The sequence below is a fragment of the Rhodococcus sp. PAE-6 genome (genome assembly GCF_025290685.1).
Taxonomy (GTDB): domain Bacteria; phylum Actinomycetota; class Actinomycetes; order Mycobacteriales; family Mycobacteriaceae; genus Rhodococcus; species Rhodococcus pyridinivorans.
On the sequence record NZ_JAOCLZ010000001.1, the window covers coordinates 643723 to 668384 of the forward strand.

The window sequence follows — 24662 nt, forward strand, 5'->3', positions numbered from 1 at the left end:
AGCGGCGCCGATCAGATCGGCGCCGACCACCAGGTGTCGTCGAGGTCACCCGTCGCGACCAGCACAGACGGCCCGCGCAACCAGGCGCGACCGTTCTCGATGCGCACCTCGACCGAGCCACCGGGGATCCGCACCTGCACCGCGCCGTCGGATGCGCCGTCGAAGCGCAGGGCTGCAGCAGCCGCGGCCACCGTGCCGGTTCCGCACGAGCGGGTCTCCCCCACGCCGCGTTCGTGGACGCGCATGTGGACCGTCCCGGCCGCGATCGGGGTCAGGAACTCGATGTTGACCCCGTGCGGGAAGAAGCCCGGGTCGAAGCCGGGCGAGGTGAGGTCGAGACCGGCAAGGCTCGTGTCGTTCAGGTGCGGGTCCACGCACGCGAGGTGCGGGTTGCCGACGTCGATGCCGATGCCCGGATAGACCCGCCCGTCGATGGTCGCCGCCGACTCGCCGAGGGTGCGCACCGTCCCCATGTCCACGGTCACCTCGCCGAGGACCGGTCCTGTCTCGTGCACGGTGACGGGCTTGCCTCCCGCCCGGCTGCCGACGACGAACTCGCGGCGGTCCTCGAACCCGTGCGCGGTCAGATAGTGCGCGAACACCCGCACACCGTTGCCGCACATCTCGGCGATGGATCCGTCGCCGTTGCGGTAGTCCATGAACCAGTCGTCGGCGTCGGTGCCCTCGGGCAGTTCTCCGAGCGCGCCGGCCGACACCAGTGCCCCGGCCCGGGCCACGCGGAGCACACCGTCGGCGCCGAGCCCGCGACGCCGGTCGCACAGGGCCGCGATCCGGCCTGCGTCGAGGTCCAGGCGGGCGTCGGGATCCGGAAGGATCACGAAGTCGTTCTCGGTTCCGTGCCCTTTGCTGAACTCCATGCGCGCTACCTTATCGGGCTGGTGAGGCCGGTGATGTGCGTGCGTCCCGGACGGCCCGCAACGCGACGTCGAGCAGGTGGGGGTCGGCGCCGTCGAGCCAGTGGATGCGCGGGTCGCGGCGGAACCACGAGCGTTGCCGTCGCACGTAGCGCCGGGTCCCGATGAACGTCCGCTCGCGTGCGTGGTCGAGGTCGTACTCCCCGTCGATGTACGCGAGCACCTGTGCGTAGCCGATCGCGCGACGTGCGGTGACGCCCTCGCGCAGCCCGACTTCGAGGAGTCCGTGCACCTCGTCGACGAGGCCGCGTTCGAACATCAGGTCGGTGCGCCGCGCGATGCGGTCGTCGAGTTCGGCGGTGTCGCGGTCGACGCCCAGGATCACGGTGCCCCAGCGGGGCTCACCGATCGTCGGCTGCGACGCCGCGAACGGTTGCCCGGTCAGCTCGACGACCTCGAGCGCGCGGACCATGCGGCGGCCGTCGGTGGGCAGGATCGTCGCCGCGGCGGCGGGATCGGCGCTCTGCAGCGCCCGGTGGACCGCGGCGGGCCCCTCGGTCTCGAGCACCGCCTCCCACTTGGCACGGACCTGCGGATCCGTCGCCGGGAACTGCCATTCGTCGAGCAGTGCCTGCACGTACATCATCGATCCGCCGACGACGATCGGGAGGCGGCCGCGGCCGAGGATCGCCTCGACGTCGGCGATCGCGGCCTGCTGGTAGCGGGCGACCGTCGCGGTCTCGGTGACGTCGAGGACGTCGAGTTGATGGTGCGGGATCCCGCGACGCTCGTCCGGTGCCAGCTTGGCCGTCCCGATGTCCATCCCGCGGTACTGCTGCATCGCATCGATGTTGACGATCTCGCCGCCGAGCGCTTCGGCGAGGTCCAGTCCGAGATCGGACTTGCCCGTGGCGGTGGGGCCCACCACCGCGATCGGTACGAGCGTGTCGGCGGGACCGGTGCTTTCTGCGCTCACGGTGTCCAGATCCCCACGTGGTAGCCCACGCCGTAGGGCGCGGCGGAGTAGGTGACGGACGCCGAGCGCGGGCGCGCTCCGAGGGTGGCCGCCAGGACGTGCCAGGCAGCGCGGCCGGTCAGCTTGATGTCCGAACACAGGTCGGGGTCGAGCGCCGTGAGCACCTCCGTGTCGCCGGCGCCGAGCGCTGCGGCCAGGGCCGCCTCGACCTCCTCCGAGCGCGGATCGTAGGCGCCGGGCGCCTTGGCGGTGAGGGTCGTCGCTCCGTCCGCGACGACGAGCAGTGCTCGCGGCAGATCGTCGCGGTCGAGCTCCGCACGCAGGTCGCGGCCGAGATCGGCGCAGTGGGCGGCGTCGGCGTCGGCGGCCACCACGTGGGTCGTCACGTGGGTGCCGGGTGCCGTGCGGTCGCGGATCCAGCCGGCCACCAGCGCGGTCAACGCGAGCGCGGGATCGGGTTCACCGGCGGCCTCAGGACCGAGCTGCACCGTGACGTCGACACCGAACCCGAGGAAGGTTCCGCGCGCGGTGGAAGGAACGGTCTGTTCGGCCGTCTCGGCTCCCACGACCACCCATTCCGCGGCACCGGACAGGCTGCGACCGACCTCGAGAACCGCCCCGCGCAGATCGTCGGTCTCGGAGACGGCGAGACCGGTGAGCTCGGGGACGAGCAGCGGTGGGGACGGCACGAACGCCGCGGCGGTCAACACATCGGCAACCGTAGTCCACCGGACCCGGCGCCCTGCATGGACACGACCTGTTTCAATAGTGAGCGGACACGATCGCGGAGCCCCGGGATCGACCGGCGGTAGACCCATGCGACCAGGCAGCCGTGCCGCGCGGCAGAGATGAGGTATCGATGAGCGACCCGAACGCACAGGACCGAACCGGCGAGTCGACGCAGGAGCGGACCCCGCGTCCCGGTCCCGCCACACCCCGAGCCCATGCTGCGACGCCCGGCCCCGCGGGCCGAGAGAACGGCAGTTCCACCGCAGCACCCCCGAAGCCGCATCCCGTCGCGGCCCAGACGCACCCCCACGTCCCGGCGGTGCCCGCGAGCGATCCGAGTCGGTTCGGACGCGTCGACGAGGACGGCACCGCATGGGTCCGCACGAGCGAGGGCGAGCGGTGCATCGGATCGTGGCAGGCAGGCGACGCCGCCGAGGGCCTCGCGCACTTCGGACGCCGTTACGACGATCTCGTCACCGAGGTGGCGATCCTCGAGACCCGGTTGACCTCCGGCACCGCCGACGTGAAGAAGACGCGCGCGGCCGCCGAGGCACTGGCCGAGTCGCTGCCGACCGCCGCCGTCATCGGTGATCTCGATGCGCTCGCCGCCCGGCTCACCGCGATCATCGAGCACTCCGAGGAGGCTGCGGCTCTCGCCAAGCAGGAAAAGGAGCGTCGGCGCGCCGAGAGCACGGCCCGCAAGGAGGCCCTCGCGGCCGAGTCCGAGACGATCGCCGCCGAATCCACCCAATGGAAGGCCGCGGGCGACCGGCTGCGCGAGATCCTCGAGGAGTGGAAGACCATCCGCGGGGTCGACCGGAAGGTCGACGACGTGTTGTGGCGTCGCTATTCGAAGGCACGCGAGGCGTTCAACCGGCGTCGCGGAGCCCACTTCGCCGAACTCGACCGCGAGCGCGCCGCGGCGAAGAGCCGCAAGGAAGAACTCGTCGCCCGGGCGGAGGAGCTGCAGAACTCCACCGACTGGGGTGCCACCGCCGCGGCCTTCCGCGACCTGCTCGCCGAGTGGAAGGCGGCCGGACGGGCACCGAAGGACGCCGACGACCAGCTGTGGAAGCGGTTCAAGGGCGCCCAGGACGTCTTCTTCGCCGCACGCAACGCCGCGAACGCCGAGCGCGACGCCGAGTTCGAGGAGAATGCCCGCGCGAAGGAGGCCCTGCTCGAGGTGGCCTCCTCGATCGACCCGTCGGCCGATCTCGAAGGTGCCCGGACGCGCCTGCGCGAGCTGCAGGACCAGTGGGAGGCGATCGGCAAGGTGCCGCGCGAGCGCATGCACGATCTCGAAGGCCGTCTGCGGGCCATCGAGAAGAAGGTGCGCGAGGCCGCGGATTCCGAGTGGCGCCGCACCGATCCCGAGGCCCTCGCGCGTGCGGCCCAGTTCCGTGAGCGGGTGCGTCAGTTCGAGGAGCAGGCCGCCAAGGCGACCGCCGCCGGCCGGGCGAAGGAGGCCGAGAAGGCTCTCGCCCAGGCCGCGCAGTGGCGCGAGTGGGCCGACGCCGCCGAAGGTGCCGTCGGCGAGCGCTGACCCCGCGACATCCGAGACGGACGATCCCCCTCTCCCGGTCCGGGAGAGGGGGATCGTCGTGTTCGTGCCGGAGGCGTCAGGCCTCGGGGTCGTCGCGCATCAGGCGGGGCCGCTCGTGCTGTGCTGCGACCTTCCGCAACTCGGCCTCGGCCTCGAGCTGGGCCGAGGTCCGCGCCCACACCACGCGGGCCCAGTGGAACACGATCACCATGACGGCGAACCAGCCGATCACGAGACCGAATCCCGGGCCCGCGGCGGACGACTCGACGGGCAGGGTCTGGCGCGACCAGATCGCGAGCATGCCGAAGACGATGGTCACCGCCGAGCCGGCCAGGGACACCCACGCCAACGCCCACTTGCGGGTGACGAGCGCGAGAATCGAGCCCAGCCCGGCGAAGACCACTGCGAAGCCGACGAACAGCCGCGACGGCAGACCGATCTCCTCGGTGGTCGCGTCCGGGGCGAAGGACAGCACCTCCCACCCGTTGGCGGATCCGGCGTGGGGCAGGCTGAAGGTCGCCAGCAGGATCAGGACGGCGATCGCGACGAACATCGCCCGGGCGCCCGGGTCGATGTCGCTCGCCACCTTCCGTTCGGCGGCTTCGAGTTCGGCGCGTACGTCACCCGTCGCGTGGTGATCGTGCGGCTTGTCGGTGGTCATGCGTTGCATCCCATCTGAGGCGGCAGCGGGTCGGGGACGCCGATGCTCGGCAGTCCGAGTCCGACACCGATCGGCGGTGTCTTGGGCAACCGGCCCTGTTCGAAGTGGTCGCCCGCACGTGTACGGCGGTGCGTGAGGATCGGGGTGTCCGCGACGAGGTGGTGCGGCGCGGCGTCGCTGACGACGATCGTGATGACGTCGCCGGGACGCACCGCGGTGTCGATCGCGCCCTCGGGACGGAAGTGGACGAGGCGGCCGTCGCGGGCACGCCCGCTCATCCGGGCGGTCTCGGCGTTCTTGCGACCCTCCCCCGCCGCGACGAGCAGTTCGACCTCCGTGCCGACGAGCTTGCGGTTCTCCTCGAGGGTGATGCGTTCCTGCAGCGCGATCAGACGGTTGTAGCGCTCCTGCACTACGGCCTTGGGGACCTGACCCTCCATGTCTGCTGCGGGCGTGCCGGGACGCTTCGAGTACTGGAAGGTGAACGCGCTGGTGAAACGCGCCTTCTCGACGACCTCGAGGGTCTGCTGGAAGTCCTCCTCGGTCTCACCGGGGAAACCGACGATGATGTCGGTGGTGATCGCGGCGTGCGGCATCGCGGCCCGAACCCGCTCGATGATGCCAAGGAAGCGTTCCTTGCGGTACGAGCGGCGCATGGCGCGCAGGATCCGGTCGCTGCCGGACTGCAGCGGCATGTGCAGTTGCGGGCACACGTTGGGGGTCTGCGCCATCGCGTCGATGACGTCGTCGGTGAATTCCGCCGGATGCGGGGACGTGAAGCGCACCCGCTCGAGGCCCTCGATGTCGCCGCACGCGCGCAGCAGCGACGCGAAGGCGCCCCGGTCGCGGGGCTGCTCCGGATCGGCGAAGGACCGGCCGTAGGAGTTGACGTTCTGGCCGAGCAGTGTCACCTCGAGCACGCCCTCGTCGACGAGCGCCTGCACCTCGGCGAGGATGTCACCCGGGCGCCGGTCGACCTCCTTGCCGCGCAGCGACGGCACGATGCAGAAGGTGCACGTGTTGTTGCAGCCGACGGAGATCGACACCCATCCGGCGTACGACGACTCGCGCTTGGCGGGCAGCGTCGAGGGGAACGCCTCGAGGGCGTCGAGGATCTCGACCTCGGCACGGCGATTGTGCCGCGCGCGTTCGAGCAGTGCGGGGAGATTGCCGATGTTGTGCGTGCCGAAGACCACGTCGACCCAGGGCGCTTTCTTCACGACCGTGTCGCGGTCCTTCTGGGCGAGGCAGCCTCCGACGGCGATCTGCATGTCGGGGTTGTCGTCCTTGACCGGACGCAGATGACTCAGATTGCCGTACAGCTTGTTGTCGGCGTTCTCCCGCACCGCGCAGGTGTTGAAGACCACCAGATCTGGTGACGCACCGGGCGCGGCCTTGGTGAAGCCGGCGTCCTCCAACAACCCCGACAGACGCTCGGAGTCGTGTACGTTCATCTGACAGCCGTAGGTGCGGACCTCGTAGGTCCGGGCACCGGTACGGGGGGCTTCTTCGTCGATCAGTGACACGTCTCAGGGTATCTCACCTCGGCGGGTCCCCTTTCCTCGCGCCGGCGGCGCGGGCCCCGTCGAGGTATCCGATACTGCTCGTGCAGTAAAAATCCCGTGACGCGCGTGTCGAAGGTGTCCCGAAATGCGAAGTCTCGGGCGTCGGACGGCATAGGGTCTGCAGATATGACATCAGCGGCCGCCGGAACGGATCGTCCGTCCGAGAAGTCGGACACCAGCTCGTCCATGATCTCCATGAACGGGGTGAACAAGCATTTCGGATCCCTGCACGTACTGCAGGACATCAACCTCGAGATTCCGCGAGGACAGGTCGTCATCGTCGTCGGCCCGTCGGGTTCGGGCAAATCGACCCTCTGCCGCACCATCAACCGGCTCGAACCGATCGATTCGGGAGAGATCCACGTCGACGGCACCCTGCTGCCGGAGGAGGGCAAGGCACTCGCCCGCCTTCGTTCGGACGTCGGCATGGTGTTCCAATCGTTCAACCTCTTCGCCCACAAGACGATCCTCGAGAACGTCATGCTCGGCCCCCTCAAGGTGCGCAGGATCAAGAAGGACAAGGTCCGCGAGTCGGCGATGCAGCTGCTCGACCGGGTCGGGATCGCCAATCAGGCCGACAAATACCCGGCGCAGCTGTCGGGCGGCCAGCAGCAGCGCGTGGCGATCGCACGCGCGCTCGCGATGAATCCCAAGGTCATGCTGTTCGACGAGCCCACCTCCGCCCTCGACCCCGAGATGGTCCAGGAGGTCCTCGACGTGATGACCTCCCTCGCGAAAGAGGGCATGACGATGGTCGTGGTCACCCACGAGATGGGATTCGCCCGCAAGGCCGGCGACCGCGTTCTGTTCATGGCCGACGGTCGCATCGTCGAGGACACCGATCCCGAGACCTTCTTCACCGCACCGAAATCCGATCGCGCCAAGGACTTCCTCGGCAAGATCCTCAGTCACTGACCTGATTCCCGCACCGACGGGCCACCCGGTCCGTCGGACGTAGTTCCGAACCGCACCGGAGGTATTCGATGAAATTGTCCCGCTCCATCCGCCTGGGCATCGGCGCCGTCGCCGTGGCAGTGGTCGCCACGGCGTGCGGTGGCGACGAGACGCGCAGTGTCTCGCAGTCCGCGGAGAACGGCACCCTGACGGTCGGTATCAAGTTCGACCAGCCGGGCCTGGGCCTGCGCAACCCGGACGGTTCGTTCAGCGGGTTCGACGTCGAGGTCGCCAAGTATGTCGCCGGTCAGCTCGGTGTGTCCGAGGAGAACATCGAATTCAAGGAAGCTCCGTCCGCCCAGCGCGAGACCCTCATCCAGAACGGTGAGGTCGACTACATCGTCGCGACCTACTCGATCACCGATTCCCGCAAGGAGAAGGTGGACTTCGCCGGCCCGTACTTCATTGCGGGCCAGTCGCTCCTCGTGCGCGCGGACGACACCGAGATCACCGGACCCGACTCGCTCAACGGCGGCAAGCGCCTGTGCTCGGTGGCGGGTTCGACCCCGGCCCAGAACGTGAAGGACAACTACGCGCAGGACGTCCAGCTCCAGGAGTTCGACACCTACTCGCTGTGTGTCGAGGCGCTGCGCAACGGCGCGGTCGACGCGGTGACCACCGACGACATCATCCTCGCCGGCTACGCCGCGCAGAGCCCGGGCGACTTCAAGGTCGTCGGTGAGCCGTTCACCACCGAGCGCTACGGCATCGGTCTCGCCAAGGGCGACGACGAGTCGCGCAATGCGATCAACGACGCGATCGAGGAGATGATCGCCAGCGGTGCGTGGGAGGCCGCATTCCAGGAGACGGTCGGCGCCTCGGGCTACGAGCTCCCGGAGCAGCCGAGCGTCGATCGCTACTGAGTGTCGATCGTCACCGAGTACGGGTACCACCCGTCACGTCCGGCGGTGCGGCCGGTCCGTAATCCCACGGACCGGCCGGACCGTTCCGGACTCCCACCCGTCCCCTCGATCCCGGAGTGACCTGTGGATCTGTTGAGCAAGTACAGCAGCCAGCTACTCGACGCGTTCTGGACCACGATCCAGTTGACCGTCATCTCGGCGATCGGTGCACTGATCCTCGGAACGATCCTCGCCGCGATGCGCGTGTCCCCCATCCCGGTGGCGCGTGCCGTCGGCGCCGCCTACGTGACGATCTTCCGGAACACCCCGCTGACCCTCATCATCATCTTTTGCCTGTTCGGTCTGTCCCAGACGCTCGGCATCAAGCTGGCCTCCGAGTCGTCGCCGACCTTCCTGGTGGACAACAACTTCCGACTCGCTGTGCTCGGCCTGAGCGTCTACACGGCGGCCTTCGTGTGCGAGTCGCTCCGCTCGGGCATCAACACGGTCTCGCTCGGACAGTCGGAGGCCGGCCGCTCGCTGGGTCTGACCTTCAGCCAGAATCTGCGCCTGATCGTCCTCCCCCAGGCTTTCCGCGCGGTCATCGCCCCGCTCGGTTCGGTGCTCATCGCGTTGACCAAGAACTCGACGATCGCCTCCGTCATCGGCGTGTCCGAGGCCTCGCTGCTGATGAAGACGATGATCGAGAACGAAGCGGCCATCTTCGTCGTCGGTGGCATCTTCGCGCTCGGATTCGTCATCCTCACCCTTCCCACCGGCCTGCTCTTCGGCCGGCTCAGCAAGCGATACGAGGTCGCCCGATGAGTGCACACGGAACCGTTCTCTACGACGCACCCGGGCCCCGCGCCAAGGCGCTCTACCGGATCCTGTCGGTGGTCGTGGTCGCGCTCCTCGTCCTGGTCGGCTGGATCGTCTACCGCGCGCTCGACGCCAACGGACAGCTGACGGCCGCCAAGTGGGAGCCGTTCGTCGAATCGTCCAGCTGGACCACCTATCTGCTGCCCGGCATCCGCGGCACGATCATCGCGGCCGTCGCGTCGATCGTGCTGGCACTCGTGCTCGGCACGGTCCTGGGTATCGCGCGTCTGTCCGACCACCGGTGGGTCCGCTGGATCGCCGGCACGATCGTCGAGTTGTTCCGCGCCGTCCCGGTGCTGATCCTGATGATCTTCGCCTACCAGGTGTTCGCCGAGTACCGCGTCTTCAAGTCCGGATATCTCGCGCTCGCGGCGGTCATCACCGGCCTGACCCTGTACAACGGCTCGGTCATCGCCGAGATCGTGCGCGCGGGCATCCGATCGCTTCCGCGTGGTCAGAGCGAGGCCGCCTACGCGATCGGTATGCGGAAGAACCAGCTCATGCGACTGATCCTGCTGCCGCAGGCCGTGACGGTCATGCTCCCGGCGATCGTGTCGCAGATGGTGATCGCGCTCAAGGACTCCGCGCTCGGCTACCTCATCGGCTATGTCGAAGTGGTGCGTTCCGGCCAGCAGCTCGGCGCGTTCTTCCAGAACTACCTGCCGTCGCTGCTGGTGGTCGCGGCGATCATGATCATCCTCAACAGTGCGCTGACACAGTTCGCGATCTGGCTCGAGAAGCGTCTGCGATCCGGGAAGCGGAAGAAGGGTGCTGTGGCGGCCGAAGAGCCGCAGACGATGCCCACGATGTCGGTGCCAGGCCTGGACCTGAGCGGCGAGGGCCGCAAGTAACAGCAGCACTGCGGTTGCGAAGTTCGCAGTCGAGCCCAGGCGTTTCGCAGTCGGGCTCAGTCGTGTGGGAGGTCGCTCGCGTCGGCACCGAACGTCGCGAGTTCTTCCCGCACGACATCGAACGCCATCCCCTGCGCGTAGCCGCGCCGGGCCAGCATCCCGACCAGCCGCCGCACCAACTTGTCGCGTTCGGCCGCGATCTCGCGCCGATCCCCTTCGGTGGGCAGCGGCGGCTGGGTGCGGAGCTTCTTGCGGACCAGTTCGACCGCCCGTTCCCGTTCGTCGGCGGTGTCGATCTGTTCGAGGGCAGCCGCCGCGTCGTCGGCGTCGATTCCCTTGCGGCGCAGTTCGAGTGCGATCGCGCGCTTACCCTTCCCCGCGTGCAGATGCCGTGAACGTGCCCACTGGTTGGCGAAATCCGCGTCGTCGATCAACCCGACCTCGGTGAGACGGTCGAGGGCACGTTCGGCGACGTCGGACGCGAACCCCTTCTGCTCGAGCTTCGTCGCGAGCTCGGATCGGCTGCGTGCCCGATCGGTCAGCAGACGGAGACAGACGTCCTTGGCCTGCGCTTCGGTGCCGCCGCCGGGCAGTTCCTGCTCGGTGCGAGCCGAGCGCCGCCGTCCGCGTCGTTCGCGCCGAGCGTCGGGGCGTCGTTCCTCGGAGTCGTCCATGACGCGCACAGTAGCCGGACGCACCGACAGCGCGGCCGGGTGCGGATACGCCACGGGGGCACGGACGACGTGCGTCCGTGCCCCCGTGGGGCCGTGGGCGGTGACTAGAAGTCGACCGGCTCCTCGACATCACTCGGATCGGTGAGAACGGCACCGATGCCGAGCTTCTCCTTGATCTTCTTCTCGATCTCGTCGCGCACATCGGTGTTCTCGAGCAGGAACTTGCGGGCGTTCTCCTTGCCCTGCCCCAGCTGGTCGCCCTCGTAGGTGTACCAGGAGCCGGACTTGCGGATGAAGCCCTGCTCGACACCCATGTCGATGAGCGAGCCCTCCTTCGAGATGCCCTGGCCGTACAGGATGTCGAACTCGGCCTGCTTGAACGGAGGCGAGACCTTGTTCTTGACGACCTTCACGCGGGTGCGGTTGCCCACCGCGTCGCCGCCGTCCTTGAGCGTCTCGATCCGGCGCACGTCCAGACGCACGGAGGCGTAGAACTTCAGCGCCTTACCGCCCGTGGTGGTCTCGGGCGAGCCGAACATCACGCCGATCTTCTCGCGCAGCTGGTTGATGAAGATCGCGGTGGTGCCGGAGTTGTTGAGCGCACCGGTCATCTTGCGCAGTGCCTGGCTCATCAGGCGGGCCTGGAGACCGACGTGGCTGTCGCCCATCTCGCCCTCGATCTCGGCGCGGGGCACGAGCGCCGCGACCGAGTCGATGACGATGATGTCGAGCGCACCCGAGCGGATGAGCATGTCGGCGATCTCGAGGGCCTGCTCACCGGTGTCGGGTTGGGACACGAGCAGGGCGTCGGTGTCGACACCGAGCTTGCGCGCGTAGTCCGGATCGAGGGCGTGCTCGGCGTCGATGAACGCCGCGATGCCGCCAGCGGCCTGCGCGTTGGCGACCGCGTGGAGGGCCACCGTCGTCTTACCCGAGGATTCCGGGCCGTAGATCTCGATGACGCGCCCGCGCGGCAGGCCGCCGATACCGAGAGCCACGTCGAGTGCAATCGACCCGGTGGGAATGACTGCGATGGGCGGACGGACGTCCTCGCCCAGGCGCATCACCGAGCCCTTACCGAAGCTCTTGTCGATCTGCGCGAGGGCGAGCTCGAGCGCCTTCTCGCGGTCGTGAGCCTGTGCTGCCATCTTGGTCCCCTTAATAGAATCTCGTCCTTGTTGTCGACGACGTTAGAACCCGGCACCGACAAGTTCGCTGTCGCGACCGCGGAAACGCCGTATCTGTGGATGGAATCACCACCTGTGGACAACCCACCCGGCGTTCCCAGCATAGCCGAACACGTGTTCGAAATCCGGTCGCTTCGTGTACGCCAGGAATGGTCTCATCCCGGTCGGACAGAAAATCGATTCCGGCATCTACTCCTGCACCGATTCCGGTCGGGAGCAGCCCCGACCGGCTCCGCGGCTACCGCCGCACGGGTGGGACGTCGAACTCGTCGCAGAGAGCGCGCCATACCTCCCGGGGCTCCTGTCCCGCCTCGATCGCCTCGGCCGCCGTCCGTCCACCGAGCGAAAGCAGCACGTGATCGCGCAGCAGGGCATCGCCGTGCATCTGTCCGAACTCGTCCCGGACCACCTCGTAGAACTCCGTCAACCGCACCCCGACCACGGTAGTCGCGCGCGGTGTGGCGCGACAGTCAGTCCGCTGCGGCCTTGCACACCGCGACCGGATCCTCCACGTCGCCGGCACCGTCCGCGGCCGCACGAGCCGCGGCGGCGAAGTCCGGCGACGACAGCACGGTGTCGATCGCGGAGCGGACCGCATCCGCGTCGAGCGGACGCACCACCACCGCACTCCCCTGCCGTGCGGCGCGGTTCGCCAGCTCCCACTGGTCGCCGCCCCCGGGAACGATCACCGCCGGAACCCCCGCACTCAGCGTCTTGGCGAGCATCCCGTGCCCACCCCCGCACACGACGACATCGGCCTGCCGGAGCAGGACGTCCTGCCTGCCGCGACCCGAGACGGCCCAGCTGGGGAGCGACTGCGGCGGAGGGTCGAGCATCGTCGCGGCGACCCGCATCCCGGCCCCGTCGAGTGCGTCGCAGACCGTCTCGACCATCCCGGTCACGCCGGTGACCGCGGTCGACGGCGCGACCATCACGAGAGGTCCGTCCCCTGGCGGCGGATCGAGGATCTCCACGGTGGGTTCCCACAGCAGCGGACCGACGACGTGCGCGTGCCCGGGCCAGTCGGGACGTGGCACCTCGAGTGCCGGCAGGGTGGCGATCAGCCGGGCCCGGGGCCCGGGATCGCGCGCCGGCAGACCGATCCCGACGCGTGCGGCAGAACGCTCGCGCTCCCCCTGCCGCAGCGATCTCGCGGTCATCGCTCGCAACGCGGCGTCCCTCAACCGGCCCCGCACGCCCCTGCCCACATCGAGACCGCTGCCGATCGGCGGGAGCCCGCGCGACGGCAGGTACAACGGGTGCGGCGAGAGCTCGACCCACGGGATCCCCAGGCGCTCGGCGGCCATCCCTCCGCCGGCGGTGAGCACGTCCGCCACGACGAGGTCGGGTAGCAGGGCTCCGAGATCCGGGAGCATCTCGCTCGCGATATGGGCGGCGCGGGCGTGGATCTTCGCCCCCGCGTCGCCGTCGTCGTCCCCGAGCCGGGGCGCCAGCCCCTTCAACTCAGCGAACGTCACACCGGGCAGCTCGAGGCCGAGCCATCGTTCGCCCGTGAGGACGACCGCGTCGTGCCCGGCATCCGCGAGCCGCAGCGACAACGCGATCGCCGGAATCGCATGACCCGCATCGGGCCCGGCCACCACCGCCACTCGCACGCGCACAGCCTGCCACAGGCCACCGACGGCGGGACGCTTCCTATCCCGCGAAGGTGTACAACTCGAACCCGGAGGCGCGCTCGGCAGCGAATCCCGGCAGCGGCGCCGATGCGCGCTCCACCTGTTCGCGCGCTTGTGCCTCCACCGGCCTGTCGTCGAGAGCCTGCAGGTACAGACGGTGCGCCGCGAGGGACTCGACTGCCAGTTCGACCGTATCGGTCACGTCCACCGCGTGGGTCGGAGGCGAACCCGGACACACGGCAGCCCATCGCACGCCGTGCCACGGTTCCAGACCGCGTTCGGTGAGTTCCGGGAAGATCCATTCGTTCGCGGCATCGGAGACGGCGTCGAGGACGCTGATCCCGAGCGCCCGATGGTCGGCACTGTTGACCCAGCCGGGCCGGGGCGACAGCCCGAACGCGAGCGTGACCACCATCTCAGGACGATGACGTCGGATGGCGGAAGCGATGTCGCGACGGAGATCGAGACTCGGGACGAGTCGACCATCCGGGTGCCCGAGGAACTCGACGGTATCCACTCCGACGATCCGCGCGGACTCGCGCTGCTCCGATTCCCGCACCGGCCCGCTCTTCTCGGGCGGCAGACCGGCGATGCCCGCCTCGCCACTGGTGGCCAGAACGTAGGAAATCTCCTTGCCCTGTCGGGTCCACCGCGCGATCGCCGCCGCCGCGCCGTATTCGATGTCGTCCGGGTGGGCGACGACGACGAGTCCGCGTTGCCAGTTCTCCGGTACCGCCTCCACAGCTGCCCCCTTCGTCTACAGACGTGTCAGGTCGTGCTTGTCACCTCCCGATACTGCCTTGTACAGCAGGTATCCGCCGAAGATCACGGCGCCGAGTACGAGAAAGCCGAACAGGTTGTCGAGCAGGGCGCCGAGGACGGCGAGACCGACCCACACCACCGCGACGATTCCTACGATCTTCCAGAACATTGGGTACTCCCACCCTCGATGCCGACCTCTTCCGAGTCGGACTCCATTTGCTCGGTACGCCTCGATCCTGACAGCTCGAGCAATGAAAAACAGCAGGTCAGCGCAGATATCAGGGAAAGATCAGGGGACACCCGGAGGCGCACCCCGGTGTGGCCCACGGGCACCCGGAGACGGGTCGGTGACCCGCGGCACGCCGGTACGGCTTAGGCTCTACGGGTTCGCCGTCCATACCAGAAGGCTGAGTAACCGTGTCCTCGTCCCCCCGTATCCCCGCGCGCGACCTCGCGCAGATCGCCGTCTTCGCCGCCCTGATCATCGCCCTGGGACTGCCCGGTCAGATCAGTATCGGATCGTCCGGCGTGCCCATCACGCTGCAGACCTTGGGCGTGATGCTCGCGGGTGCACTGCTCGGCGCACGCAAAGGTGTCCTGTCGGTGCTCACCGTGATCGTGCTGGGGCTGGCGCTGCCCGTACTCGCCGGCGGGCGCACGACCCTCACCTCGCTGGCAGGTCCCACGGTGGGCTTCCTCATCGGCTGGATCCCTGCCGTCGCCGTGATCGGCTGGCTGAGCATGAAGATGCTGCCGCGATACCGCACGTTGCCCGGTGTGGCCGTCAACGTCCTCGGTGGCATCGTCGTCCTCTACGCCTTCGGTATCGCAGGCATGGTCCTGCGCACGGATCTCACGGTGTGGGCCGCCGCCGCGGCCAACGTCACCTTCCTGCCGGGCGATCTGGCCAAGGCGGTCGTCGCCGCAGCGGTCGCCGCCCAGGTGCATCGCGCCTATCCCGCACTGGCGGCACCGCGCATCGCGCACCGCCCCGCTGCGGATCCCGCGCACTGACGCCGTCCGACCGTCGATGAGCGAGATCCGATTCCGGGAGGTGCGGCACGCCTACGGCGACCGCACCGTCCTCGACGGGGTCGACGTGGTCCTCACCGAACGACGCGTCGGCATCGTCGGAGCGAACGGCAGCGGCAAGTCGACGATGGCGCGCATGATCAACGGCCTGCTCGTCCCGTCGTCCGGCTCGGTGACCGTCGACGGCCTCGACACGGCGCGCAAGGGCCGGGAGGTCCGCAAGAAGGTCGGATTCGTCTTCACCGACCCGGACCATCAGATCGTCATGCCGACGGTCGCCGAGGACGTCGCCTTCTCGCTGCGACGCAGCGGACTCGGCAAAGAGGAACGCGAAGCCCGGGTACGGCAGGTCCTCGCCGACTTCGGGCTCGCGGGGCATCACGACCACCCCAGCCACCTGCTCTCGGGCGGCCAGAAGCAGTTGCTCGCGCTCGCCGCGATCATGGTGACCGACCCGGCGGTGCTCGTCGCGGACGAACCGACGACCCTGCTCGACCTGCGCAATACGAAGCTCATCGCGCGCACCTTCGCGAGCCTTCCGCAGCAGGTGATCGCGGTGACCCACAATCTCGAACTCCTCGCGGACTTCGATCGTGTGCTGGTGGTCGACTCGGGGCGGGTCGTCGCCGACGACGAACCGGCGTCCGCGCTCGCGTTCTACCGGAATCTGATCGGGTGAACACCTTCGGCCTCTACCATCCCGGACGCTCCGTCCTGCACCGGCTTCCGGCGGGAGCGAAGCTGCTCGCGGTCGCAGCACTGATCCTTGCGCTGACCCTGTGGATCCGGCAACCCTGGCAGGTGCTTCCCGCCCTGGCCTTGGCCGTGCTCGCGTATGCGGCCGCGCGCATACCTCCGCGTCTGGCGGTTGTGCAGCTGCGGCCGCTGGTGTGGATGCTGGCGATCATTGCAGCGTTACAGGTGCTCGTGGCGGGGTGGGAACGGGCGGTGGTGATCTGCGGGTCGCTGCTCGTGGCGGTCGCCCTGGCCGCCCTGGTGACCCTCACGACGCGGACCACCGACATGCTCGACGCGATCGTGCGGGCGGCCCGTCCCCTCGCGCGCGTCGGGGTCGATCCCGACCGGGTGGGACTCGTGCTGGTGATGACCGTCCGCGCGATCCCGCTGATCGGCACCGTGGTCACCCGCGTGACCGAGGCACGCAAGGCGCGCGGTCTCGGATTCTCGTTGCGGGCGCTGGTGGTTCCGGTGGTGGTAGGAGCCCTGCGCACCGCGGAGGCGATGGGCGAGGCCCTCGCCGCTCGCGGTGTCGACGACTGAGAGGTGTCGACGACCGACGTGTTCGGCTCGCGGTGTCGATGATGGGGGTGTTCCACCCCTCAGGGGCGGTAACGCTGCTCGATCTGCCCCAACTCGCGCCAGGACTGCGCCCAGCTCTCGAGTTTGTCGGACGTGGCGATCAGTTCGGCGCGTCGCTGGTCGAGCATCGCCAGCGACCGGTTACCCTCGGCGGTCGCGGCGAGGCGTGCTGCGGCGGCGACGAGTTCCTCGAACTGGTCGACACCCGTCCCGAGACGCTCGCCCGCGTCGACGATGGCCGCGGACAGATGGGTCTTGGCGGCCGCACTGCCCTGCGCGGCGGATTCGAGGGCAACGACGTCCTCGACGACGGCATCGAGTGCGGATGCGGCTGCGCGGGCCGCGTCGTCGATCTCGGTGAGGTCGTCGGGGGCCACGGAGTTCGACCGCACGAGCACACCGAGCAGGCGCCGCAGGCTCTCCTCGTTCGCCGCGAGGCGTTCCATCGGGGCGCGGGCGACCGAACCGGCCGGTGGCAGCGACCGGCGGCGCGGCGGCGGTGGGGGCAGCGGCACCGCATCGAGGCGACGGAAGGTACGGACGGCGAGGACGGCAGGCACTGCGAGAGCCGCCGTCGCTCCCCCGGCCGCGACGAGCGTCCATTCGGGAGCCGACGCGACGGCCAGGGTCGCGGTGCCGATCGCCGTGGTGCCCGAGCCGGCACCGAAGAAACTGGCACGCCGACGCGCGCGACGCTTCTTACGCCGCAAGCGGGCGGCGGGATCGCGCCAGCGGCGCGCGGCCTCCATCGCGTTGCCGGTGGCATCGCGGAACGCAGAGACGACCGAACCGGGGATGTTCCCGGTCCGGTCGTCTCCGGAGACGTTCACGGCGGATCAGTTCCGAGGCGTGCGGATCAGCGGCCGGTGGTACCGGCAGCGTTCGGGGGCTCTTTGCGCGTGTCGACGGCAGGGTTGGCGGGGGTGCCCGGAAGCGCCTCGCCCTTCATCGACGCCCGGATCTGCTCGAGTCGGCTGTGACCGGCCATCTGCACGGTGGCCTGCTGAACCTCGAGCATGCGGCCCTGCACCGAGTTCTGGGCGAGCTCGGCCGAACCGAGAGCGTTGGCGTAGCGACGCTCGATCTTCTCGCGGACGGCATCGAGGCTCGGAGTGGTGCCCGGAGCTGCGAGGGTCGAATCCATCGAACGCAGCGACTCGCTCACGCGCTCCTGCATCTTGGCCTGCTCGAGCTGGCTGAGCAGCTTCGTGCGCTCTGCGACCTTCTGCTGCAGCGCCATGGCGTTCTGCTCGACGGCCTTCTTGGCCTGCGCGGCGGCCTGGAGCGACTGGTCGTGCAGCACCTTGAGGTCCTCGACGGACTGCTCGGCGGTGACGAGCTGTGCCGCGAAGGCCTCGGCCGCGTTCGTGTACTGGATCGCCTTCTCGGTGTCGCCCGCCGCCGTGGCCTGGTCGGCCATCATGACGGCCTGGCGGGCACTCGCGTTGAGCTTCTCCACCTCGTCCAGCTGACGGTTGAGCTTCATCTCGAGCTGACGCTGGTTACCGATAACGGAGGCCGCCTGCTGCGAGAGTGCCTGATGCTGACGCTGCGCGTCCTCGATCGCCTGCTGAATCTGGACCTTCGGATCGGCCTTCTCATCGATCTTCGAGTTGAAAAGCGCCATCAGGTACTTCCAGCCCTTGACGAAAGGATTAGCCATGGGTGTGATCCTGCCTCCATCTGGTACGCCGCGCCGAACGCGACCCGGTACGCGGCCCTCGCGCCCCGGTTCGAAGATCGCCGGTCCGCTGCTACCCCCGACGACCCACCTGCCCCGGCCGGGTCCGTGCACGCACCACGCCCCGGCTCGATGTCGCTTACGACCGTATCCGGCGAGACCGGCACGGTTCGTGATCCATGTTAGGCGGCTGCCAGCGCCTGTGCGGCGGGTGCAGGGATCACCATGCGCGGCTCCTGCGCGAGCAACCCGGGCTCGGCGGTGGCGCCGTCGTCGGACCGCTCGGCCGGTGCCGTGTCGGCTGCGGTGGTCTCCATGTCCGTGCGACGGTCGAGGCCGTCCGCCAGCAGACCGCTCACATCGAACAGCACGTCGGACAGCGGGACCTCCAGTGCATCGCAGATGGCCGCGAGCAGTTCGCTCGAGGCCTCCTTCCTGCCGCGCTCGATCTCCGAGAGATAGCCGAGGCTGACCCGGGCGCTGCTGGAGACTTCGCGCAGGGTGCGGCTCTGCGAAACACGGGTGCGCCGAAGGCTGTCACCGAGTGCCTCACGCAACAACAGCGCCATCCCATCCTCCTTCGTCCGTCGTGCCGACACCTCGTCAACGCACGACGACGCTGCGAGGTTCCCGCAGCTCGATCGGACCTCGATACCGCGGTGTCCAGACATTACAACGCCGACGGCGGTTGCAGACGCCCGAGTAGTCCCGACACAGCGTAGTCCCGACACAGCGGTGTCGACCGCACCGAGCCGGATCCCGCATGTCCCGCCCCGTGGTTACCGGGCGTCCTCGCCCACCGTGCGGCCGTCGCCCGGCGTGTCCTGGGCAGCGGCGCCCTCCCCCGCGGCGCCCTCCCCCGCGACGTCCACCCCCGCGACGTCCACCCCCAGGACGTCCACCCTCGGGACGTCCTCCGCACGGGCGGTCTCGCTCTCGCTCCGGCGCACCCCGGTACGCAGCCGGATCGCCTGGACCACGTAGTCGAGTCCCGTCACCACCGTCAGGGCGACCGCCAGGATCATCAGGCCGATCGCCACCGGCGCCACCGATTCGGGCAGCGGCAGCAGGTAGACACCGATGGCGAGCGTCTGCACCAGCGTCTTGAGCTTGCCACCGCGACTCGCCGGGATCACGGCGTGCCGGAGCACGGCGAACCGCAGGGCGGTGATCCCCAGCTCCCGAGCAGCGATGATCCCGGTGACCCACCACGACAGGTCACCGAGCATCGACAGCCCGACCAGCGCGGCACCGATGAGGGCCTTGTCGGCGATAGGATCGGCGAGTTTGCCGAAATCGGTGACGAGACCGTGCTTTCGCGCGAGTTGACCGTCGATCCGGTCGGTGATGGCGGCGATCGCGAAGACTCCGGTCGCCGCGAGCCTCCACCCGATGTCGTGCCCGTCGCCGACGAAGAGCAGCACCAGGAAGACCGGTACCAACGCGATCCGACCCACCGTCAAGATGTTGGCGATGTTCCACAACGGCACCGGATCGTGCGGGCTCCCGGCGTGCGGTCCCGGTGCGGCGCCGCTCCCGCCCGACGCGGTGACATGCTGGCGGGGCGTGCTCATGTGCCCCACAATATCGGTAGCCGCACGCGCTACTGTTCACCGCATGACGACACCGCCGACGAACCACGACTCGAACGATCGAATGGTCGTACGGCGCGCCCGAACCTCCGACGTGCCCGAGATCAAGCGGCTCATCGACATCTATGCGGGCAGGATTTTGCTCGAGAAGAATCTGGTGACCCTGTACGAGGCCGTCCAGGAGTTCTGGGTGGCCGAACTCGGGGGTCGGGTCGTCGGGTGCGGGGCCCTGCACGTGCTGTGGTCGGATCTCGGCGAGGTGCGCACCGTGGCCGTCGACCCGTCCGTCAAGGGCCACGGCGCAGGTCACCTGATCGTCGAGCGCCTCATCGAGGTCGCCCGCGAACTCGAGCTGGAACGACTGTTCGTGCTCACCTTCGAGGTGGAGTTCTTTGCGCGGCACGGTTTCACGGAGATCCAGGGGACTCCGGTGACGGCCGAGGTCTATGCGGAGATGTGCCGGTCGTACGATACGGGCGTCGCGGAGTTTCTGGACCTGAGCTACGTGAAACCGAACACGCTCGGGAACACCCGGATGCTCCTCACCCTCTGATCGAGACCCACGAAAGGGAGGCCCGCATGGCCCTGTTCGCCGTCGAGTACACCTATTCGGATGCGACCGCCTCGGCGCGCGACGAGCACCGCCCGAAGCACCGAGCATGGCTCGGCGATCTCGTCGAACAGGGCACCGTGCGGGCGACCGGCCCGTGGACCGACGGTTCGGGTGCGCTCATCCTCGTCGACGTGGCCGACGAGGCCGCGGCGCGCGAACTGATGGCCCAGGACCCGTTCGCGCAGCGCGACCTCGTCGATGCCGTGCGCATCACCGGGTGGAACCCGGTGATGGGCGTGTTCAACTCCTGACGGATTCCTTCTCACCGCGCGTCTTGAGCAGGCTGGCCACCGTCGTCACGGCCAGCACTCCGACGATCACGATCAGGGACACGCCGGTGGAGATCTCCGGGACGGCGACGTGCTCGCCGCCGTTGATCCAGCCGAGCGTGTTCTCATGCAGGGCGTGGAGCACCAGCTTCACGCCGATGAACGCGAGGATGATCGACAGTCCGTAGGACAGGTAGACCAACCGCTCGAGCAGACCGCCGATGAGGAAGAACAGCTGACGCAGGCCCATCAGCGCGAAGGCGTTCGCAGTGAACACCAGGTACGGCTCGTTGGTCAGACCGTAGATCGCGGGGATCGAGTCGAGCGCGAAGAGGATGTCGGTGAAGCCGATCGCGACGAGCGCGAGCAGCATCGGCGTGACGAACTTCTTGCCGTCGATGCGGGTGACGAGGCGGTCGCCGTCGTACTCGTCGTGCACCGGCAGGAACTTCCGGGCCAGCTTGACCATCCGGTTCTCCGAGATGGCCTGCGGGTCCTCACCGTGGTCGCGGATGAGCTTGACCGCCGTGTAGATGAGGAAGAAGCCGAACAGGTAGAACACCCAACTGTAGGCGTTGATCGCCGCGGCACCGACCGCGATGAAGGCTCCGCGCATGACCAGCGCCAGCACGATGCCGATGGTGAGGACCTTCTGCTGGTACTCACGGGGCACCGCGAAGGTGGCCATGATGATGACGAACACGAAGAGGTTGTCGACCGACAGCGCCTTCTCGGTGATGTAGCCGGCGAAGTACTCACCGCCGTAGGTCGGTCCCCAGACCGCGAAGACGATCACGCCGAAGAGGATCGCGATGGCGACGAAGACGGCCGACCAGAAACCGGATTCGCGCAGTGTGGGCGCGTGCGGCTTGCGGACGTGGGCGAAGAAGTCGAAGATGAACAACCCGATGATGACGGCGATCGTGATCAACCAGGTAGTCAGGTTTACGTGCATGGGCACATAGGCCTTCCGGTAGGTATGCGTACCTGCCGGAGGTCTCTCCCGCCCGGACTATCGCCGGACCGACGGCCCCGGGACGGCATCGGTGCCGAACGTGTTGACGAGACCGCCGCGGATCTGGGGATACTCCCCTCCACAGCTCCCACGATTGTGCCACACATCGTCACTTCCCGCCGGAAGGCAACAGGGACGGCCGGTCGAACGGGCATGTCTCACTGCTCTGCGGCAGGCACTTCCACCGGATCCCCGCCGCCACGGATCGAGTACAGCAGGCCGTCGAGTTCCTCGGGTTTGACCAGCACCTCGCGGGCCTTGCTGCCCTCGCTCGGCCCGACCACGCCTCGGGTCTCCATCAGGTCCATCAGGCGACCGGCCTTGGCGAAGCCGACGCGGAGCTTGCGCTGCAGCATCGACGTCGAACCGAACTGGCTCGTGACGACGAGTTCGACGGCCTGCAGGAAGACGTCGAGGTCGTCGCCGATGTCGGGGTCGACGTCCTTCTTGTCGCCGGCCTTCGGGGCGGTGACGCCCTCGTTGTACTCGGGTTCGGCCTGGTTCTTGGCGAAGTCGACGACCCCTGCAATCTCCTCGTCGGTGATGAACGCACCCTGCAGGCGGATCGGCTTGCCCGCACCCATCGGCAGGAACAGTCCGTCGCCCATACCGATGAGCTTCTCGGCACCGGGCTGGTCGAGGATGACACGCGAGTCGGTGAGCGAACTCGTCGCGAACGCGAGTCGCGAGGGCACGTTCGTCTTGATGAGACCCGTGACGACGTCCACCGAGGGTCGCTGGGTGGCGAGCACGAGGTGGATGCCGGCGGCGCGGGCCTTCTGGGTGATGCGGACGATCGCGTCCTCGACGTCGCGTGGGGCCGTCATCATCAGGTCGGCGAGCTCGTCGACGATGGCGAGGATGTACGGATACGGCCGGTACACGCGCTCGCTGCCGAGCGGTGCGGTGATCTCCCCCGACTTCACCTTCGTGTTGAAGTCGTCGATGTGGCGCACGCGGTTGGCCTGCATGTCCTGGTAGCGCTGCTCCATCTCCTCGACGAGCCAGGCCAGTGCCGCCGCGGCCTTCTTCGGCTGCGTGATGATCGGCGTGATCAGGTGCGGGATGCCCTCGTAGGGCGTCAGCTCGACCATCTTGGGGTCGATGAGGATCATCCGCACCTCGTCGGGCGTCGCGCGGATGAGCAGCGACACGAGCATCGAGTTGACGAAGCTCGACTTACCGGAACCGGTCGAACCGGCGACCAGCAGGTGCGGCATCTTCGCGAGGTTGGCGGAGACGAAGTCGCCCTCGATGTCCTTGCCGAGACCGATGACGAGGGGGTGATGGTCGCGGCGGGTCGACGGTGCTGCGAGCACGTCCGACAGCCGCACGAGTTCGCGGTCGGTGTTGGGGACTTCGATGCCGACGGCGGACTTGCCCGGGATCGGTGCGAGCAACCGGACGTTGTCGGTCGCAACCGCATACGCGATGTTGCGGGCGAGCGCGGTGATCTTCTCGACTTTGACGCCGGGGCCGAGTTCGACCTCGTAGCGGGTGACGGTCGGGCCACGGGTGAAGCCGGTGACCGCGGCGTCGATCTTGAACTGTTCGAGGACCTCGGTGATCGCCTCGATCATCTGGTCGTTCGCGGCCGACCGCGTCTTGGGCGGGTCGCCCTTGGTGAGCAGCTCCAGTGAGGGCAGCGTGTAGTCGCCGTCGACCTCGCGGTCGCGCACGAACGTCTCGGCCGGTTCCGGCTCGGAGGTCTGGTCGACGACCTCGGGTACCGGGGCGGCCTTCGGCTTCTTGCGGGCGGGAGCCGGGGCCGGCGCTGCGGCCGGGGTCTCGGCGACCGAGGGCACCTCCAGTGTGGCCGGCGGTGAGGCGGGCGCCTCGGGTTCGGATGCGCGGTCGTCCCACAGCGGGAGCACCTCCGTCTTCGCGTCGCCGTCGAACTCGTCAGGCGGGTAGTTCTCCACCGGGGTACGCCGGCGGCGGGACCGCTTGGGGGCGGGCGGCTCGTCGATCGGGTAGCCGTCGGCGTCGAACATCGGCGGCTCGTCGTAGCCGTAATCGTCGTCGTAGTCGCCGTACTCGTCGTCGGCGCGGTAGCCGAGGCCGAAGTAGTCGCGGAACAGTTCGGGCAGCTCCCGCACCGTGGTGCCGGTGAGCAACAGGATCCCGAAGCCCGCCGCGAGGAGCATCAGCGGCACGGACAGCCAGACGGTGAGCCCGGAAGTGAGCGGGCCGCCCACGGCGGCACCGACGAAACCGGCCCCTTCCGAGCGGCCCTCCGCGTCGGTGGGTGAACCGGAGGCGACGTGCCACAGGCCCAGTGCGGGGAGACCGACGAGCAGTCCGCCGACGACGAGCCGGGGACGGATCTCGGGATGCGGTTCGGTGCGCATGAGCGTCACCGCGATGCCGACCGCGACGAGCGGAAGGACCGCGCTCGCACCACCCGTTATGGCGCGGACGGCCGTCTCGACCCACTCCCCCACCGGGCCGCCGACGCCGAACCACACCGTGCCGGCGATGATCACACCGATGGAGATCAATCCGAGCGCGATGCCGTCGCGACGGTGTCCGGACTCGATCTCGGTGGCGCGACCCATCGTGCGGGTCGTGGCTCCGACAGCGCGGGCCGTCATCATCCAGCCGGCGCCGACGGTGCGGCCCACGGCGGTGAGGATCCCCCCGGAACTGCGCCGGGGACGGGCGGGCGCGGGGCGTCGACTCGCGGCCGGAGCGCGACGTGCGGTGCCGCCGCTGCGACGGTTCGCGGTCGAGGCCGCGGCGCGCGGCTTGCGCGCAGGGGTGGACCGGGTCGATCCGGACGCCTTCGTCTTCGCGGTCGATCTGGTCTTCGAGGTGGAGGCAGCCGCGCTGCGAGCACGGGAGGTGCTGCCGCCCGAGCCCCGCGCCCCCGTCCGCGACCGAGAGGTCGTAGACGACGTTCCGCGGCTGCCCGACGACTTTCCTGCCATATCCGCCAGGGTAGCCGCACGGACCTCTCATGAACCATCAGCAACACGGGTACCGGTCGGCGGCACTGGTCACAC

27 protein-coding genes are annotated in these 24662 nt (G+C 68.8%); 10 read left to right on the top strand and 17 right to left on the bottom strand.

Translation table 11 applies throughout. The features are described from left to right. Positions 1-11 precede the first annotated feature (11 nt). Genes dapF through NVV99_RS02960 form a run of 3 tightly spaced genes read right to left on the bottom strand, consistent with a single transcriptional unit; the run spans position 12 to position 2561 of the window. The gene (gene dapF / locus NVV99_RS02950; RefSeq protein ID WP_024100686.1) at positions 12-878 is read right to left on the bottom strand and encodes a diaminopimelate epimerase; all 867 of its coding nucleotides are present in this window, start codon (positions 876-878) and stop codon (positions 12-14) included. A 10-nt stretch (positions 879-888) separates the two neighbouring features. After that, on the bottom strand, positions 889-1851 hold the full coding sequence (gene miaA, locus NVV99_RS02955) for a tRNA (adenosine(37)-N6)-dimethylallyltransferase MiaA (RefSeq protein WP_019289178.1): 963 nt from the start codon (positions 1849-1851) through the stop codon (positions 889-891). Further along, positions 1848-2561: a hypothetical protein gene (locus NVV99_RS02960; protein WP_024100685.1), complete on the bottom strand. Its 714-nt coding sequence runs from the start codon at positions 2559-2561 to the stop codon at positions 1848-1850. The genes miaA and NVV99_RS02960 overlap by 4 nt, the downstream gene beginning before the upstream one ends. A 149-nt stretch (positions 2562-2710) precedes the next feature. Here NVV99_RS02960 and NVV99_RS02965 point away from each other — a divergent pair, with 149 nt between their 5' ends. Next, positions 2711-4123, top strand: coding sequence for a DUF349 domain-containing protein (locus NVV99_RS02965; RefSeq protein WP_024100684.1), 1413 nt, complete (start codon positions 2711-2713; stop codon positions 4121-4123). Positions 4124-4199: 76 nt separating this feature from the next. On the opposite strand, the gene NVV99_RS02970 is transcribed toward NVV99_RS02965, so the two are convergent. Both NVV99_RS02970 and miaB read right to left on the bottom strand, forming a co-directional pair. After that, positions 4200-4793, bottom strand: coding sequence for a hypothetical protein (locus NVV99_RS02970; RefSeq protein ID WP_016692697.1), 594 nt, complete (start codon positions 4791-4793; stop codon positions 4200-4202). Next, positions 4781-6310 (bottom strand): tRNA (N6-isopentenyl adenosine(37)-C2)-methylthiotransferase MiaB, encoded by a 1530-nt coding sequence (miaB, locus tag NVV99_RS02975; RefSeq protein WP_024100683.1) that lies wholly within the window; start codon positions 6308-6310, stop codon positions 4781-4783. Before miaB ends, NVV99_RS02970 begins: the two co-directional genes overlap by 13 nt. 225 nt (positions 6311-6535) lie before the next feature. Here miaB and NVV99_RS02980 point away from each other — a divergent pair, with 225 nt between their 5' ends. From NVV99_RS02980 to NVV99_RS02995, 4 genes are all read left to right on the top strand, one after another. After that, the gene (locus NVV99_RS02980) at positions 6536-7264 is read left to right on the top strand and encodes an amino acid ABC transporter ATP-binding protein (protein WP_006551298.1); all 729 of its coding nucleotides are present in this window, start codon (positions 6536-6538) and stop codon (positions 7262-7264) included. Between the two features lie 68 nt (positions 7265-7332). Continuing rightward, entirely contained in the window at positions 7333-8166 is an 834-nt protein-coding gene (locus NVV99_RS02985; protein ID WP_006551297.1) for a glutamate ABC transporter substrate-binding protein, read from the top strand. A gap of 123 nt (positions 8167-8289) precedes the next feature. Next, positions 8290-8970, top strand: a complete 681-nt coding sequence (locus tag NVV99_RS02990; protein ID WP_006551296.1) for an amino acid ABC transporter permease — start codon at positions 8290-8292, stop codon at positions 8968-8970. Continuing rightward, on the top strand, positions 8967-9875 hold the full coding sequence (locus NVV99_RS02995) for an amino acid ABC transporter permease (protein WP_006551295.1): 909 nt from the start codon (positions 8967-8969) through the stop codon (positions 9873-9875). Before NVV99_RS02990 ends, NVV99_RS02995 begins: the two co-directional genes overlap by 4 nt. Before the next feature lie 56 nt (positions 9876-9931). On the opposite strand, the gene recX is transcribed toward NVV99_RS02995, so the two are convergent. From recX to NVV99_RS03025, 6 genes are all read right to left on the bottom strand, one after another. Continuing rightward, positions 9932-10549 (bottom strand): recombination regulator RecX, encoded by a 618-nt coding sequence (recX, locus tag NVV99_RS03000; RefSeq protein WP_033096537.1) that lies wholly within the window; start codon positions 10547-10549, stop codon positions 9932-9934. Positions 10550-10653: 104 nt separating this feature from the next. Further along, the gene (gene recA / locus NVV99_RS03005; RefSeq protein WP_006551292.1) at positions 10654-11697 is read right to left on the bottom strand and encodes a recombinase RecA; all 1044 of its coding nucleotides are present in this window, start codon (positions 11695-11697) and stop codon (positions 10654-10656) included. 277 nt (positions 11698-11974) lie between these two features. Further along, positions 11975-12169, bottom strand: coding sequence for a DUF3046 domain-containing protein (locus tag NVV99_RS03010; protein WP_006551291.1), 195 nt, complete (start codon positions 12167-12169; stop codon positions 11975-11977). A gap of 37 nt (positions 12170-12206) precedes the next feature. Beyond that, the gene (locus NVV99_RS03015; protein ID WP_024100682.1) at positions 12207-13352 is read right to left on the bottom strand and encodes a glycosyltransferase; all 1146 of its coding nucleotides are present in this window, start codon (positions 13350-13352) and stop codon (positions 12207-12209) included. A 40-nt stretch (positions 13353-13392) separates the two neighbouring features. Further along, positions 13393-14115, bottom strand: coding sequence for a PIG-L deacetylase family protein (locus NVV99_RS03020; RefSeq protein ID WP_006551288.1), 723 nt, complete (start codon positions 14113-14115; stop codon positions 13393-13395). 15 nt (positions 14116-14130) lie between these two features. Then, on the bottom strand, positions 14131-14304 hold the full coding sequence (locus NVV99_RS03025) for a hypothetical protein (RefSeq protein WP_006551287.1): 174 nt from the start codon (positions 14302-14304) through the stop codon (positions 14131-14133). Positions 14305-14552: 248 nt separating this feature from the next. Between NVV99_RS03025 and NVV99_RS03030 the strand changes: the two genes are divergently transcribed. Genes NVV99_RS03030 through NVV99_RS03040 form a run of 3 tightly spaced genes read left to right on the top strand, consistent with a single transcriptional unit; the run spans position 14553 to position 16448 of the window. Continuing rightward, positions 14553-15149 carry a biotin transporter BioY gene (locus NVV99_RS03030; protein WP_006551286.1) on the top strand — a complete coding sequence of 199 codons (597 nt, stop codon included), beginning with the start codon at positions 14553-14555 and terminating at the stop codon, positions 15147-15149. A 16-nt stretch (positions 15150-15165) separates the two neighbouring features. Next, complete coding sequence (locus tag NVV99_RS03035) at positions 15166-15846, top strand: energy-coupling factor ABC transporter ATP-binding protein (RefSeq protein ID WP_024100681.1); 681 nt, start codon at positions 15166-15168, stop codon at positions 15844-15846. Next, positions 15843-16448, top strand: a complete 606-nt coding sequence (locus NVV99_RS03040) for a CbiQ family ECF transporter T component (RefSeq protein ID WP_024100680.1) — start codon at positions 15843-15845, stop codon at positions 16446-16448. Before NVV99_RS03035 ends, NVV99_RS03040 begins: the two co-directional genes overlap by 4 nt. A 59-nt stretch (positions 16449-16507) precedes the next feature. On the opposite strand, the gene NVV99_RS03045 is transcribed toward NVV99_RS03040, so the two are convergent. The 4 genes from NVV99_RS03045 to pgsA all read right to left on the bottom strand — a co-directional run bounded on the left by NVV99_RS03045 (position 16508) and on the right by pgsA (position 19742). Then, complete coding sequence (locus NVV99_RS03045; protein ID WP_024100679.1) at positions 16508-17317, bottom strand: hypothetical protein; 810 nt, start codon at positions 17315-17317, stop codon at positions 16508-16510. A gap of 26 nt (positions 17318-17343) precedes the next feature. Next, positions 17344-18150, bottom strand: coding sequence for a phage shock protein PspA (pspA, locus tag NVV99_RS03050; RefSeq protein WP_006551283.1), 807 nt, complete (start codon positions 18148-18150; stop codon positions 17344-17346). Between the two features lie 200 nt (positions 18151-18350). Further along, complete coding sequence (locus NVV99_RS03055) at positions 18351-18737, bottom strand: helix-turn-helix domain-containing protein (protein ID WP_006551282.1); 387 nt, start codon at positions 18735-18737, stop codon at positions 18351-18353. A 210-nt stretch (positions 18738-18947) separates the two neighbouring features. After that, complete coding sequence (pgsA, locus tag NVV99_RS03060; protein WP_024100678.1) at positions 18948-19742, bottom strand: CDP-diacylglycerol--glycerol-3-phosphate 3-phosphatidyltransferase; 795 nt, start codon at positions 19740-19742, stop codon at positions 18948-18950. 43 nt (positions 19743-19785) lie between these two features. Between pgsA and NVV99_RS03065 the strand changes: the two genes are divergently transcribed. Both NVV99_RS03065 and NVV99_RS03070 read left to right on the top strand, forming a co-directional pair. Beyond that, positions 19786-20313, top strand: a complete 528-nt coding sequence (locus NVV99_RS03065; RefSeq protein ID WP_228045020.1) for an amino-acid N-acetyltransferase — start codon at positions 19786-19788, stop codon at positions 20311-20313. A gap of 26 nt (positions 20314-20339) precedes the next feature. Then, positions 20340-20624: a YciI family protein gene (locus NVV99_RS03070; RefSeq protein ID WP_019289164.1), complete on the top strand. Its 285-nt coding sequence runs from the start codon at positions 20340-20342 to the stop codon at positions 20622-20624. On the opposite strand, the gene NVV99_RS03075 is transcribed toward NVV99_RS03070, so the two are convergent. Together NVV99_RS03075 and NVV99_RS03080 are read right to left on the bottom strand one after the other, a co-directional pair. Further along, positions 20614-21597 (bottom strand): TerC family protein, encoded by a 984-nt coding sequence (locus tag NVV99_RS03075; protein WP_006551278.1) that lies wholly within the window; start codon positions 21595-21597, stop codon positions 20614-20616. The two genes, NVV99_RS03070 and NVV99_RS03075, sit on opposite strands and share 11 nt — an antisense overlap. Positions 21598-21815: 218 nt before the next feature. Beyond that, a complete protein-coding gene (locus NVV99_RS03080; RefSeq protein WP_197539117.1) occupies positions 21816-24587 on the bottom strand; it encodes a DNA translocase FtsK in 2772 nt (923 codons plus the stop codon). Between the last annotated feature and the right edge of the window lie 75 nt (positions 24588-24662).

Excerpts from the sequence above, each read along its gene's own strand:
- dapF (WP_024100686.1), bottom strand. The coding sequence starts at position 878 with ATGGAGTTCAGCAAAGGGCACGGAACCGAGAACGACTTCGTGATCCTT.
- NVV99_RS02965 (WP_024100684.1), top strand. The coding sequence starts at position 2,711 with ATGAGCGACCCGAACGCACAGGACCGAACCGGCGAGTCGACGCAGGAG.
- NVV99_RS02970 (WP_016692697.1), bottom strand. The coding sequence starts at position 4,793 with ATGCAACGCATGACCACCGACAAGCCGCACGATCACCACGCGACGGGT.
- NVV99_RS02980 (WP_006551298.1), top strand. The coding sequence starts at position 6,536 with ATGATCTCCATGAACGGGGTGAACAAGCATTTCGGATCCCTGCACGTA.
- NVV99_RS02985 (WP_006551297.1), top strand. The coding sequence starts at position 7,333 with ATGAAATTGTCCCGCTCCATCCGCCTGGGCATCGGCGCCGTCGCCGTG.
- NVV99_RS02995 (WP_006551295.1), top strand. The coding sequence starts at position 8,967 with ATGAGTGCACACGGAACCGTTCTCTACGACGCACCCGGGCCCCGCGCC.
- recX (WP_033096537.1), bottom strand. The coding sequence starts at position 10,549 with ATGGACGACTCCGAGGAACGACGCCCCGACGCTCGGCGCGAACGACGC.
- recA (WP_006551292.1), bottom strand. The coding sequence starts at position 11,697 with ATGGCAGCACAGGCTCACGACCGCGAGAAGGCGCTCGAGCTCGCCCTC.
- NVV99_RS03025 (WP_006551287.1), bottom strand. The coding sequence starts at position 14,304 with ATGTTCTGGAAGATCGTAGGAATCGTCGCGGTGGTGTGGGTCGGTCTC.
- NVV99_RS03035 (WP_024100681.1), top strand. The coding sequence starts at position 15,166 with ATGAGCGAGATCCGATTCCGGGAGGTGCGGCACGCCTACGGCGACCGC.
- pspA (WP_006551283.1), bottom strand. The coding sequence starts at position 18,150 with ATGGCTAATCCTTTCGTCAAGGGCTGGAAGTACCTGATGGCGCTTTTC.
- NVV99_RS03055 (WP_006551282.1), bottom strand. The coding sequence starts at position 18,737 with ATGGCGCTGTTGTTGCGTGAGGCACTCGGTGACAGCCTTCGGCGCACC.
- pgsA (WP_024100678.1), bottom strand. The coding sequence starts at position 19,742 with ATGAGCACGCCCCGCCAGCATGTCACCGCGTCGGGCGGGAGCGGCGCC.
- NVV99_RS03065 (WP_228045020.1), top strand. The coding sequence starts at position 19,786 with ATGACGACACCGCCGACGAACCACGACTCGAACGATCGAATGGTCGTA.
- NVV99_RS03070 (WP_019289164.1), top strand. The coding sequence starts at position 20,340 with ATGGCCCTGTTCGCCGTCGAGTACACCTATTCGGATGCGACCGCCTCG.
- NVV99_RS03075 (WP_006551278.1), bottom strand. The coding sequence starts at position 21,597 with ATGCACGTAAACCTGACTACCTGGTTGATCACGATCGCCGTCATCATC.
- NVV99_RS03080 (WP_197539117.1), bottom strand. The coding sequence starts at position 24,587 with ATGGCAGGAAAGTCGTCGGGCAGCCGCGGAACGTCGTCTACGACCTCT.